Raw genomic sequence first — 12,387 nt, 5'->3', positions numbered from 1 at the left:
TCCTTGCTTTCGCCAATTGTCAGCGCGGCAGGTTGGCGGCAGCGCTTAAGCTGCCGATCTCCCCCCATGCGGGGGGTGAGGAGTGGTCCGCGCAGCGGACGGGAAGCCAATTTCTTGGCTTTCCGAGCGACGAACGCCCGAAGCGACAGCGAAGGGCCCGGGCCGGCAGGCCAGAGGGGGGTGTTCAAGCGCGAACCTCTCCTCATCCCGTCCTCTGCAGCCCCTTGAACAGAAAAGTTCGTCCCGAACGGTAATCATAATCCGGGTTTTCCCAGGCGATCATCTTGCCGGGATTGAGCAGTCCTTGCGGATCGGTCTCGCGCTTGAAGGCGAGTTGCACCGCATCGGTCTGCTTCATGCCGCCCTCTTCCAGCGTGTAACGATGCGGGTTGAAGATCGGGCAGCCATTCTCCTCATGCAAGCGGATGATCTCGTCGAGCCGCGCCTCGGTGGTGAACTTGACCAGCGGCAGGCCGAAGCAGGTGATGTTGCCATCCAGCCGCACGAACTCCAGATGCGAGAACACTTCGCCTGGAAACATCGCGTCCATTTTCTCGACCAGCGCCAGCTGGTTGGGAAAGGGATAGAGCGACTGCAGATAGGTGATGTCGGGGTCGATCCGCAGCGCCCTGAGCGTCGTGTGGTTCCAGGCCAGCTCATAGGCCGGCGGCAGGCCCTTTTTCTCCTCCGGCGTCGCCGTCGCGGCATTGAACACCACCTCGCCTCCAGCCCGCCGCGTGAAAGCGAGAAAGGCGTCCAGCCCATGCCGCGCCACCATGACGACGCAGATGCTCTGCCCATCCTTCAGGAATTTCTGGTGCCGTTTGAAATAGAGCTGCGGCACCGGTGCCGCGATCGGCGTGATCAGCTTGGTCAGGATGCCGTCCTGGCAGGCCAGCGCGTTGCCGTAGCGCGCCGCATTCATGAAGGCGTCGAAGCCGACAATGATGTCGATCCACTCATATGCCGCGGTCAGCGGCATTTCGACTTCCATGATGATGCCGTTGGTGCCGTATGCATGCGTCACCTTGTGCAGATCCTCGCCGGTGAGTTCGAGCGCCCTCGGCTCGGCCTCCATGGTTACCACGCGCAGGCGCAGCACATTGCCGAAATCACGCAAGCCGCCGAAATTGATCGAACCGACGCCGCCCGAACCGCCGGCGATGAAGCCGCCGATCGAGGCGGTGTTGTAGGTCGAGGGTGAGAGCCGCAGTTCCTGCCCTGAATGCGCCCGCGTTGCCTTGTCGATGTCGGCCAGCACCGCGCCCGGCCCGGTCACCACGCGCCCCGGCGCGATCGACTTGATCTCGTTCATCTCGGCAAGGTTGAGCACCACGCCGCCCGAGAGCGGCATCGCCTGGCCGTAATTGCCTGTGCCGCTGCCGCGCGGCGTCACCGGCACGCCATGCCGGTGGCAGGCGGCAAGCACGCGGATCAGCTCGGCCTCGTTCTTGGGTGTCACGACCAGGTCGCCGGTGACGTGATCGAGCTGCTGCTTCAGCACCGGGCTGTACCAGTAGAAATCGCGGCTTTTCTGCTGGACGATGGCCGGATTGTCGTCGAGTTTTATCCCGTCGAGATCGCGTTTCAGCGCGGCGATATCCATCAGTCCACCATCAGCTCGTCGAGTTCGGCATAGTCGGGCAATTGCCGGTCGATCGCTCGCCCGGCGCGCACCACGATGCGATCCGATTCGGGCCGAGACAGCAATTCCGTCCAGCTGCGGCCCTTGAAGACAATGAAGTCGGCATCGCCGCCGGCGGCAAGCGTGCCGAAACCATCGAGCCGCATCACGTGAGCCGGCGTTGCCGTGACGGCCCGCGGCCAATCGGCGACCGGATGATCGAAATGCAGGATGCGCGTCGCCATGCCGTAGACCTCCAGCATGTCGAGATCGCCATAGGCATAGAAGGGATCGCGCGTGTTGTCGGAAGCGACCGCGACCGGAATGCCCCTCGCCTTCATCTCGTGCAGCAGCGTCACCCCACGCCAGCGGGGCGTGGTTTGATCGCGCCGCCGGTCCTGCAGATAAAGATTGCACATCGGCAGCGAAACGATCGCCAGCCCGGCTTTCGCCACCTTGTCCAGCGTGTCCAGCACCTCGAGGTCTGGCTGGCGCGCCAGCGAACAGCAGTGGCCGACGAGGATCTTGCCCTCGAAGCCGTTCCACAGCGACGCCTCGGCGATCTTCTTCAGCGAGATCGCCGCGACGTCGTCGGTCTCGTCGGCATGGAAATCGAGATCGAGGCCATGCTTGACGGCTTGGGAGAAGACATGGTCGAGCAGTTCTTCCAGATCCGGCACCATGTAGGTGACGACGCCAAGCACGCCCTTGGCGGCGGCCACCCTTTTGGCCAGCCTGTCGAACCAATTCTTGTCGCGCACGCCCTCGACGCCAATCAGGCAGGCGCCCTGCAACTCGATGCGGCCGCGCCACCTCTCGCGCATCGTCTCGAACACCGGCCAGGAGATTTCCTCCTGCGGCGGGACACTGTCCAGATGCGTGCGCAGTGCTTTGGTGCCATGCGCGTAGGCGCAGCGCAGCGAGAAATCCATGCGCCGCGCCACGTCCTCGGCACTCCAGCGGTCAGTGCGGTCGGCACCTGTGGCATTCAGCGCCCCGATGAAAGTGCCGTCAGGATTGGGTTTTCGCGGCCAGATATGGCCCTTGTCGATATGGGTATGACAATCGATGAAGCACGGCAGCAGAATCCGCCCGCCGAGGTCGATCGCATCGGCAGGTGCGTTCGATCTGCCAGGAACAGCAATGCTGGAAATCTTGCCGTCGCCCACCGCGATGTCGGCAAGTGCGAAACCGTCGCCGTCGAAGGGCGCGGCAAGGCCAGGCGTGACGGACCGATGAACGCGTGCGTTGGCGAGCCGGTATGAACCTGTGTTCGGAATCAAGGCGCTACCGCTCCTGCTTCAGCGCGCTCTCGTGCCAGCGCCGTAAGATGAGATGCGAAATCAGCGACAGCACGAGGAAGATCAGGATGCCGGTCAGCGAGATCAGGAACAGCGCCGCGAACAGCCTGGGCGCGTTCAGCCGGTAGCCGGCCTCGATGATGCGCGAGGCGAGGCCCGAAGACTGGCCGGTGGCGCCGGCGACGAACTCGGCCACCACCGCGCCGATCAGCGACAGGCCGCCGGCGATCTTCAGCCCGCCGAGAAAATACGGCATCGCCGCCGGCAGCCTGAGATAGCGCAATTGCTGCCAGCGCGTTGCGCCGTTGAGCTTGAACAGGTCGCGCAGATTGCGGTCGACCGAGTTCAGGCCGAGGGTGGTGTTGGAGAGGATCGGAAAGAAGGCGACGATCCAGGCGCAGAGCAGAAGCTTGGTCGTCTGGTTGTCGACATAGATGTTGATCAGCGGGAAGATGGCCACGATCGGCGTCACTTGCAGCACGATGGCGAAGGGAAAGAACGACATCTCCACCCATTTTGACTGCGCGAACAGCACCGCCAGCCCGACGCCGCCGATGACGGCAAGGAGCAGACTGAGGAAGGTGATGCGCAAGGTGACCAGCAGTGCGGAGAACAGCAGGCCGGCGTCGTTGTAGAGCGTTGCCAGCACCACACCGGGACGCGGCAATATGTATTGCGGAATTTCATTCCATACGCAGATGCGGTCCCACAGCCAGATCGCCAGGACCATGATCGCCAGCGGCAGGACCCAGCGGCCGATCCGCTCGAGCCGCTCCTGGCGCGCGCGGCGTGCTTCCTCGGGGTCGAGTTTCAATGCACCGTCAATGGCCGTCATGATGCGAGCCTGCAATTGAGTTGATGGCCTTGACCAGCACGTCGGACGTCTGCCGGCACAGCGCCGCATAATCGGGTGAGGTGCGAAAGGCCTCGTCGCGCGGATAGGCCGCGTCAATGGCAAGCTCGTCGAAGATCCTGCCTGGCCGCGCCGCCATCACGACAACCCTGTTGGACAAAAACACGCTTTCGAAGACGCTATGCGTGACGAAGACGACGGTGAAGCGCTCGTCCTGCCACAACTCCAGCAGATCGTTGTTGAGCTTGAAGCGGGTGATTTCGTCGAGGGCCGCGAACGGCTCATCCATCAAAAGCACGCGCGGTTTGGTCACCAGGGCCCGTGCGATCGAGACGCGCATCTTCATGCCGCCCGACAGTTCGCGCGGCACCGCGTTCTCGAAACCGGTGAGATGAACCCTTGCCAGCATCTCGGTCACCACCGGTGCCGCCTTGGCGCGGCTGACGCCCTTCAGCCTAAGCGGCAGCCAGACATTGTCGAAAACGCTGGCCCAGGGCAGCAATGTCGGCTCCTGGAACACGAAGCCGATGTTCGAGCGGTCGAGCGAACCGCCCGCACGCCAGTCGAGCATGCCGGAGGTCGGCGTTGACAGGCCAGCGATCAGCCGCAGCGCCGTCGACTTGCCGCAGCCGGACGGCCCGAGCAGGCTGAGGAAATCCCCTTCCCGGATCGTCAGGTCGACGTCGGCGAGCGCCGTCACGCCATTGGAAAAGACCTTGCCGACGCCCCGCAGCGCCAACAATGCCGGAGCCGTGTCGGACCCGTTCGCCGGCGCCTGCGCTACCTGTTCCCGCATCATGCTGGGACGGCCTATTTCTTCAGCTCGAGCCCGACGCCCTTGTTGACGAAGGCCAGCGTGTAGGCTTTCGTGATGTCGATGCCGGCGGGCGTGACCTTGGCCTTGACCATCTTGTCGTAAAAACTCTTGATCCGCGCCTCGTTCATGGCGCCGATGCCGAGCTTCTCGGTGTCGCCGGAATCGGCTAGGCCGAACTTCTTCATCTGCTCGATTGAGAAAGCGATCTGCTCATCCGTCATGTCAGGATTGTCTTTCTTGATCATGTCGTTGGCGGCCTTGTTGTCGCCGTAGAGATATTTGTACCAGCCCTTGGCCGAGCCATCGACGAAGCACTGGACCACCTCCGGCTTCTTGTCGATCGTGTCCTGCATCACCTCGATCGTCGTCGAATAGGTGTCCCAGCCATAGTCGGCGAGCAGGAACTGGTTGGGCACGAAGCCGCCTTCCTTTTTGACCGCGAACGGCTCGGACGTGACATAGCCTTGCTGGATCGACTTCTTGTTGGCGAGGAAGGGAGCAGTGTTGTAGGTGTAGGGCACGCGCTTGGCCGCGTCGAAGCCGAGCTCGATGATCATCCACTGGAAGAAGGTCTGCGCGCCCTCGTCACCCAGAATGTACTGCTCGGCGTTCTTCAGGTCCTCCCATTTGTCCAGCCCCTCGCCGGGATGGGACATGATGACCTGCGGATCCTTCTGGAAGTCCGCCGCCACCACGCGCATCGGAATGCCTTGCTGGACGGCGTCGAAGGCCGACAGCAGGTTGCCGCCCATGTAGAAATCGATCTTGCCGGCCAGGAGCATCGGCCGGCCGCTGACCTGCGGGCCACCCTGCATGATGGTGACGTCGAGGCCGCAGGCGGCATAGGTGCCGTCGGCCACGGCCTGGTAGTAGCCGCCATGTTCCGGCTCGGCCAGCCAGTTGGTGCCGAAGGTGACTTTTTCATTTGCCGCGGCACCAAGCGTGCTCGCTGCAAGCACGGCCACCGCCGCTACCGACATCTTCAGTTTTCCGTACATCGACACCACCACCCTTTGTTTGCTCCGGCGCGCCACGCGCCAGGCTCGACACCAGAGATTCAAGAAGCAAGACACATGCCACCGGCGTCTCGCGCCGGGACCCGCCCGCCTGCACCACAGCCATCTGCGAACGCCGGAAAGGTCGTGCTGCACCGGAGGCATCGTGCCTATTTTTTAAACGCCTGTCCACAATCGCACCGGCGACATGCACCGCCATCTTGAAGCTGTGATGAATCCAGTCTTAGGCTGGCGGTATCCAGGAGATTGCCATGTTCAAGTTCCTCACCCCGAAGTCGATCAAGCCGCCTTTTGCCCGCTACAGTCACGGCGTCGAAGTGCCCCCGGGCAAGCGGCTGGTGTTGTGTTCAGGCCAGGTCGCGATCACGGCGGACGACCAGATCCCCGAAGACGCCGGCGCCCAGGCCGAGCTTTGCTTCAAGAACATCGCCGCGATCCTCGGCGAGGCGGGGCTGGGGCTCGGCAATATCGTTCGCATCAACGCCTATGTCACCGACCGCGCGCATCTGCGACCCTATATGGATGTCCGCGACCGGCTGTTTTCGAACCCAGCGCCGGCCTCGACGCTGATGATCGTCAGCGGATTTGCCCGGCCTGAATTCAAGGTCGAGGTCGAGGCCATCGCGGCCGGGTGATCGACACACCGCCTATCTCGCGGTAGGTCTCACCGTTCATCGAAGAGGCATGACATGACCGTAGCAAAAAGACGCGTGTGGTGGGGTGACTATCGGACCACCGAATATGCCTCGATCGATCCCGAAGCGACGATCGCCGTACTGCCGGTGGCGGCGATCGAGCAGCATGGACCGCATCTGCCTGTCTCGACCGACACCTCGATCATGAACGGCATGCTCGACACGGTGATCGCCCGCCTGCCCGACGATCTCGACATCCGCACCCTTCCGGTCCAGGCGGTGGGCAAATCGAACGAGCATCTGCACGCGCCGGGCACCCTCACTTTACCGGCTGCGACGCTGGTGGAAGCCTGGACCGAGCTTGGCGTGTCGATTGCGCGGGCAGGCGTGCGCAAGCTGGTCGTCGTCAACTCGCATGGCGGCAACGAGGAGATCATGGGCATCGTCACGCGCGAATTGCGGGTGCGCGAAAAGATGCTGGCGGTGAAGACCAGTTGGCAACGCTTCGGCCGCCCGGCCGGCATGTACACCGAACTCGAGGACCGCCACGGCATCCATGGCGGCGACGTCGAGACCTCGCTGATGCTGCATTTCCGGCCGGATCTCGTCGACATGACCAAGGCCGACAATTTCGTCTCCAACGTCGCCAACGCGGAGCAGGAATTTTCGCTCCTGCGCCACACCGGCACCCACGCCTTCGCCTGGATCGCCAGCGATCTCAACCCGAACGGCGTGGTCGGCGACGCCAGCATTGCCACGGCTGAAAAAGGTCGGCTGACAGCGGAACATCAGGCTGATGGTTTTGTCAGCCTGCTTAGGGATGTACGCAAGGCGAAGCTCGCCGATTGGCTGAAGTAGCCCTACATATCGATCTTCAGTTCGAACGGTGTGCCTTCAAAGGCATCGGCGCCGCGCCCGATCGCTTCGATTGCCGCGATCATGCGGCCGCCTCGACCAAGCAGCGCGTCGGCCACCGCGATCAGCCGCGGATTGGGCGTCGCCGAAGGCGACAACCTCCGCAACGTCCGGGCCAGCTCGGCCTCGTCGCGTTTCGGCGCCAGCGCGGCAGCGATGATATAGGCGGAGGCTGTCGAGCGGCTGATGCCGGCATAACAGTGAACGACCATCGGCCTTGCGCGGTCCCAGCGGCGCGCGAAATCGAGCAGATTGCGCACATGCTCCTCGCCCGGCATGGTCATGCCATCCTGCGCCGCCGCGATGTCGTGCATGACCAGGTGCAGATGGTTTTCCCTCATGATCGAGGCCGGGCGGAGCACATCGGTGCCGGCGGCCAACAGCGACAGCAGCCGCTCGGCGCCGGTCCTCGCCACCGTTTCCTCGACCTTTGCCAGCGAGCAGACATGGATCATGGTTTGATACCTTCCGCTCGATCCTCGCGCCGCGCCGCCCATTCGGCAAGGGCGGATTCAAGCCGCAGCCACTCCTCCTCGTTCCCCGGCATGCCTGCCCGCAGGACGTGCGGGCGGTCGGTGAAATGGCGAAGCAGGATGCCGCGCTCGCCAAGCGCTGCAAACAAGCCGGCGGCATCCGACAGCCTGAAATAGCGGAACAATGTGGTGCCGCCCGCGGCAGGCACGCCGAAACGACCGAACAGCCCGTCGAGCCGAGCCGATACCTCCGCCAGCGACGCGCGCATCGCGTCCTGCCAGCCGATATCGGCAAGTGCGCGAATGCCATATTCGAGCGCCGGGCCGGTGACGGCCCAAGGTCCGAATTGCGTTTCCAGCCGTTGGGCCGCCGGCGCATCGGCAAGCGCAAATCCAAGCCGCAGGCCGGCCAGCCCGAAAAACTTGCCGAAAGAGCGCAGCACGACGATGCCGCCCTGGCCGACATAGCCGGCAAGGCTGTGTTCGCGCGGGCCGACATCCATGAACGCCTCGTCGACGACCAGCAGCCCGCCCTTGGCGCGCAAACCGGCGGCCAGCGCCAGCAGCCGGTCGCGCTCGACGATGCGCCCATCCGGGTTGTTCGGATTGACCACGATGGCCAGGTCGGCATCCGCCAGATCAGCGAAATCGCTGACTTCGGTCACCTCGTGCCCCGTGATTGCCGCCGCGCGGGCATGTTCGGCATAAGTCGGCCCCAGCACGAGCGCCCTGCCCGGTGCGATGAGCGAAGCCACGCGTGGCAGCAGGATCTGCGTACCGGGCGCAGCGACGACATTGGCTGGCGAGGGCGCACCATAGCTAATGGCCGCGATCGCCGTCAGCTCACGCGCCCGCCCCGCTTCCGGCAATCGCGACAGCGAGGTGGCGGGCAGCTCGAAAAGCGGGTAGGAGTGCGGATTGATTCCGGTCGAGAGGTCGACGAAAGGCTGGGGGGCGTTGGGGAAAAGCGCCCTTGCCCGGCCGAGACTTCCACCATGGTCCACCGCTCCTTCAAGAAGCTTCATGTCAGTCCTGATCGCTTTCCTGTCATTGGCCATCGAATCCGCGCTGGGCTACCCCGACTGGCTGTTTCGCGCCATCGGCCATCCCGTGACGTGGTTTGGCAGGCTGATATCCTTTCTCGATCGCAGGCTCAACCGCGCCACTGATCCCGACGCACTGCGTCGCCAACGTGGTGTCCAGGCGCTTCTGGTCATCGTGCTGGTGCCGGCGCTAATTGGCCTGTGCGTGCAGATCCTGCTCTGGTTCATTCCCCTGGGACTGTTCATCACCGCCCTTCTGGCAACATCGTTCCTGTCGCAGCGGAGCCTTTATGAGCATGTCGAGGCCGTCGCCGATGCGCTCGACTCGGGCGGCCTCGACATGGGCCGCGCCGCCGTCTCGCGCATCGTCGGCCGCGATCCCGAAACCCTCGACAGGGCCGGCGTCTGCCGCGCGGCGATCGAGAGCCTGGCCGAGAATTTTTCCGACGGCATCGTTGCCCCCGCCTTCTGGACGGGCGTCGGCGGCCTCGCCGGCGGCGCCGCCTACAAGGCCGCCAACACCGCCGATTCGATGATCGGCCATCGCACGCCGCGCCACGAAGCATTCGGCAGGGCAGCCGCACGCTTCGACGATTGGATCAACCTGCCGGCGTCGCGGCTGACGGCGTTGCTCATCACCTTGGCGGCTTTCCTGGTGAAAGGCGCCGACGCGAAAGCCGCATGGCAGGCGGTGCGGCGCGACGCGAAAAAGCACCGCTCGCCCAATGCCGGCTGGCCGGAGGCGGCGATGGCCGGCGCACTTGGCCTGGCGCTCGCCGGGCCGCGCAGCTATGGCGGCGTAACGGTCGACGACGCGTTCATGGGCGAAGGCGGCCGGCGCGAAGCCGACAGCATCGACATAAGGCGGGCGCTGAAACTCTACCGCGTCGCCGACTGCCTGTTGATCGCGCTGTTCGGCGTGGTTTCGGCGATCGTCATTCTGGCATGATCTCACCCCCCCCGTGAGTTCTCTCCCGAAGGGGAGGAAGGGAGCCGGGCTGCAACAGGTTCGCGCCTTTCCTCTCCCCCGTCGATCGGGGGAGAGGTGGCTCGGCGAGCCGAGACGGAGTGGGGGTCGACGAGCTCGGCAGTCGCGTTTCTCGCACCCGCCGGGTTGCGCCTGCCTGTCTGCGGACCGCGCGTTCGATAACCGCCTTCCCCCAATCCGTCGCTGCTTCGCAGCGCCACCTTTCCCCCCTCCGGAGGGAAAGGAAGTGAGCCCTGCTGGAAGCGTTTGGCGACCAGACTTGAATGCTCATCCACAAAAGGGGACAACAGCTCTCAAAACTCCACCCCCTGCTGCGCCTTCACGCCCGCCGCGAAATGGTGCTTGGTCAGCCCCATCTCGGTCACCAGGTCGGCCGCCTCGACCAGCGCCGGCTTGGCGTTGCGACCGGTGACGACGACATGCAGGCCCTCGCGGCGCGCTTTCAGCGCGACAACCACCTTGTCCAGATCGAGATACTCGTAGCGCAGCGCGATGTTGAGTTCGTCGAGCACGACGAGACTGATCGACGGATCGGCCATCAGCTCCAGCGCCTTGGCCCAGGCGGCCTCGGCCGCCGCGATGTCGCGCTTCAGATCCTGTGTCTCCCAGGTGAACCCCTCGCCCATCGCGTGCCAGACGACGCGGTCGCCGAAGGCGGCGAAGGCCTCCTTCTCACCCGTATGCCATTTGCCCTTGATGAACTGGACGACGCCGACGCGCTTGCCGTAGCCGAGCATCCGCAGCGCCAGGCCAAAGGCAGCCGTGGTCTTGCCTTTGCCCGGGCCGGTGTTGACGATCAGCAGCCCCTTTTCGACCGTCTTGCTCGCCACCTCGGCGTCTTGGACCGCCTTGCGCTTGGCCATCTTGGCGCGGTGGCGCTCTTCGTCCTTTTCGTCGATGTCGGTCATGTCACTTCACCTTGAGCGGCAGCCCCGCCACCATCAAAAGCACGGTCTCGGCAATCGCCGCGACCTGCTGGTTGAGCCGGCCGGCGGCGTCGCGGAACCGGCGCCCCAGCGCATTGTCGGGCACGATGCCTTGCCCGACCTCGTTGGATACCACGAACCAGGGTCCGCGCGGCCGCGACAGCATGTCAGCCAGCCGCCGACATTCGGCCTCTACATCATGATCGGCCAGCATGTGATTGGTCAGCCAGAGCGTCAGGCAGTCGACAAGCACCGGCTGGTCCTCCGGTAGGGCCTCGAGTGCACCGACAAGGTCTAGCGGTGCATCGATGGTCGTCCAGCCCTCGCCGCGCCGCGACCGGTGCAACGCGATGCGCTGCCGCATCTCGTCGTCATAAGGTTGCGCCGTGGCGATGTAGGCCCATGGCGAAGGCAAGGCGGTCATCAGCGTTTCGGCGTGCGCGCTCTTGCCGGAGCGCGCACCGCCGATGATGAAGGTCAGTCTTCCGCGATCAGGCAAAGCTGTCGCGCAGGCTCGTCGCGCTGCCGGTGAAGCGTCCACGCACCACGCCGACGACAGCGCCCAGCACGAGCCAGAACACCAGGTTCGTCACTGTCACCGCCACCACGAACTGATGGTGCAGGCCTTCCGGGATCGGCGTCTCGAAACTGTCGGGCTGCGGCGCGCCGACGATATGCGGCGCGACGATCAACACCACACCCAGAATCGCCAGCGGCAGTGATTTGCGGAAGGCGATCAGGGCAAGGCCGATCGCCGTCGCCGCCACCGTCGCCGTCCACCAGATCTGGCGTGGCAGAAGCTCGGCGGCAGGCATGGCCGGCAGTTCCGGCGGCAGGCCGAGGCCCGGCGCCAGCGTGAACACGGCAAAGCCGGCCAGTCCCCAGAACACGCCCTGGCGCCAGTTGCCGATGCCGCCGGCGAATTCCGAAACCGCGACCAGGACCAGCGCGAAGCCGATGCCGGTGACGATGTTGGCAAGCACGCTGAAAGCGAAACGCTCGAAGCCGTCGGCCGGCGCCCAGCCTTCCTCTTCAGCCGGAACAGCTTCAGCGGCTGCCGGCGCGGCGGAGCTCATGGCATTGCCCGCCGGGGCGGCAGAGTTCATGGCGTTGTTGTCGGTCGGGGCCGGTGCGGTATGGTCGTGGTGGTGGCCGCCGCCGGCCTGTTCGTAGACTTCCGCCTTCAGGATCAACGGCACGGTGGCATAGGCCTGCATGCAGGCGAGAACGACACCGGCCACGAGCCCTGCGATCGCCGCGATGAACACGACGTTGCGAAACAGGTTCATGATGTCAAATCCCTATCAGTGGCAGGGAAACGCCATCGAGTGGCGATAGTCGTGCGCGGCATTGTGGACCGCGTCGATATGCGAGAAACCGACAAAGCCTACGACGAAAACGCCGAGCAGCGCCGCGAGCGCGAGCTGCAGGAGGCGCGACTGCGAGGAGATGGAGGCGCCGAGGGAGACGGAAGCGGTATTCATGTCTTGTCCTTTCACCCTCCACCCGAGGGCATCGAAGTCAGTTTCCTGTCGCCGGCAGGTCTCCTGGCTCGCGGATCAGCGCCCTTCCCCACCTTCCCGAAGAAAATCTTCAGTGGCATATGGAGAGGACTACCGCACACAGTTGCGGGGGCAGCCACGGCATTGGGCAACAAATCTGCCCGCACCGCATTCCCTCTTGGCTCCAATCGGAACCGACGACGAAGGTGACTATAGGGAAAATCGCCGCATCCGGCAAACCAAAATTCCGACGGCGACAAGCGCTTTAGCGCCGTCCGGCCGCTTGCTCCGCTG

General features: G+C 64.4%; 14 protein-coding genes and 1 riboswitch. Of the genes, 3 read left to right on the top strand and 11 right to left on the bottom strand.

Annotated features, from left to right (window positions below; genetic code table 11):
- Positions 1-202: 202 nt before the first annotated feature.
- The 5 genes from FJ973_RS05015 to FJ973_RS04995 are packed head-to-tail and all read right to left on the bottom strand — an operon-like array spanning position 203 to position 5,593.
- Positions 203-1,606 (bottom strand): FAD-binding oxidoreductase, encoded by a 1,404-nt coding sequence (locus FJ973_RS05015; RefSeq protein ID WP_140516380.1) that lies wholly within the window; start codon positions 1,604-1,606, stop codon positions 203-205.
- Positions 1,606-2,907, bottom strand: a complete 1,302-nt coding sequence (locus tag FJ973_RS05010) for a cytosine deaminase (protein WP_140555019.1) — start codon at positions 2,905-2,907, stop codon at positions 1,606-1,608. The genes FJ973_RS05015 and FJ973_RS05010 overlap by 1 nt, the downstream gene beginning before the upstream one ends.
- Positions 2,908-2,911: 4 nt before the next feature.
- A complete protein-coding gene (locus FJ973_RS05005; RefSeq protein ID WP_140555018.1) occupies positions 2,912-3,760 on the bottom strand; it encodes an ABC transporter permease in 849 nt (282 codons plus the stop codon).
- Positions 3,747-4,577 carry an ABC transporter ATP-binding protein gene (locus FJ973_RS05000; protein ID WP_140495612.1) on the bottom strand — a complete coding sequence of 277 codons (831 nt, stop codon included), beginning with the start codon at positions 4,575-4,577 and terminating at the stop codon, positions 3,747-3,749. The genes FJ973_RS05005 and FJ973_RS05000 overlap by 14 nt, the downstream gene beginning before the upstream one ends.
- An 11-nt stretch (positions 4,578-4,588) precedes the next feature.
- Positions 4,589-5,593 carry an ABC transporter substrate-binding protein gene (locus FJ973_RS04995; RefSeq protein ID WP_140495611.1) on the bottom strand — a complete coding sequence of 335 codons (1,005 nt, stop codon included), beginning with the start codon at positions 5,591-5,593 and terminating at the stop codon, positions 4,589-4,591.
- Positions 5,594-5,862: 269 nt separating this feature from the next.
- Here FJ973_RS04995 and FJ973_RS04990 point away from each other — a divergent pair, with 269 nt between their 5' ends.
- Positions 5,863-6,246, top strand: a complete 384-nt coding sequence (locus FJ973_RS04990) for a RidA family protein (RefSeq protein ID WP_140555017.1) — start codon at positions 5,863-5,865, stop codon at positions 6,244-6,246.
- Positions 6,247-6,300: 54 nt separating this feature from the next.
- Entirely contained in the window at positions 6,301-7,104 is an 804-nt protein-coding gene (locus FJ973_RS04985) for a creatininase family protein (protein WP_140555016.1), read from the top strand.
- Positions 7,105-7,106: 2 nt separating this feature from the next.
- Here FJ973_RS04985 and FJ973_RS04980 read toward each other — a convergent pair whose 3' ends face one another.
- Together FJ973_RS04980 and cobD are read right to left on the bottom strand one after the other, a co-directional pair.
- Positions 7,107-7,616 carry a tyrosine phosphatase family protein gene (locus FJ973_RS04980; RefSeq protein WP_140555015.1) on the bottom strand — a complete coding sequence of 170 codons (510 nt, stop codon included), beginning with the start codon at positions 7,614-7,616 and terminating at the stop codon, positions 7,107-7,109.
- Positions 7,613-8,659: a threonine-phosphate decarboxylase CobD gene (gene cobD, locus FJ973_RS04975; RefSeq protein WP_140555014.1), complete on the bottom strand. Its 1,047-nt coding sequence runs from the start codon at positions 8,657-8,659 to the stop codon at positions 7,613-7,615. Before cobD ends, FJ973_RS04980 begins: the two co-directional genes overlap by 4 nt.
- Between cobD and cbiB the strand changes: the two genes are divergently transcribed.
- Positions 8,658-9,626: an adenosylcobinamide-phosphate synthase CbiB gene (cbiB, locus tag FJ973_RS04970; RefSeq protein ID WP_140555013.1), complete on the top strand. Its 969-nt coding sequence runs from the start codon at positions 8,658-8,660 to the stop codon at positions 9,624-9,626. The genes cobD and cbiB overlap by 2 nt on opposite strands.
- Before the next feature lie 332 nt (positions 9,627-9,958).
- On the opposite strand, the gene cobO is transcribed toward cbiB, so the two are convergent.
- The 4 genes from cobO to FJ973_RS04950 are packed head-to-tail and all read right to left on the bottom strand — an operon-like array spanning position 9,959 to position 12,075.
- On the bottom strand, positions 9,959-10,573 hold the full coding sequence (gene cobO, locus FJ973_RS04965; protein WP_140555012.1) for a cob(I)yrinic acid a,c-diamide adenosyltransferase: 615 nt from the start codon (positions 10,571-10,573) through the stop codon (positions 9,959-9,961).
- Position 10,574: 1 nt separating this feature from the next.
- Positions 10,575-11,090: a bifunctional adenosylcobinamide kinase/adenosylcobinamide-phosphate guanylyltransferase gene (gene cobU / locus FJ973_RS04960; RefSeq protein WP_140555011.1), complete on the bottom strand. Its 516-nt coding sequence runs from the start codon at positions 11,088-11,090 to the stop codon at positions 10,575-10,577.
- Positions 11,083-11,880: a CbtA family protein gene (locus FJ973_RS04955; RefSeq protein WP_140555010.1), complete on the bottom strand. Its 798-nt coding sequence runs from the start codon at positions 11,878-11,880 to the stop codon at positions 11,083-11,085. Before FJ973_RS04955 ends, cobU begins: the two co-directional genes overlap by 8 nt.
- A 15-nt stretch (positions 11,881-11,895) precedes the next feature.
- A complete protein-coding gene (locus FJ973_RS04950) occupies positions 11,896-12,075 on the bottom strand; it encodes a CbtB domain-containing protein (RefSeq protein WP_140495602.1) in 180 nt (59 codons plus the stop codon).
- Positions 12,076-12,110: 35 nt separating this feature from the next.
- Positions 12,111-12,307: riboswitch (cobalamin riboswitch) on the bottom strand.
- Between the last annotated feature and the right edge of the window lie 80 nt (positions 12,308-12,387).

Source organism: Mesorhizobium sp. B2-1-3, from assembly GCF_006442495.1.
Classification (GTDB): Bacteria; Pseudomonadota; Alphaproteobacteria; order Rhizobiales; family Rhizobiaceae; genus Mesorhizobium.
The sequence above is the reverse complement of the archived record's forward strand: the minus strand, read 5'-3'. Positions and strand labels throughout refer to the sequence as shown.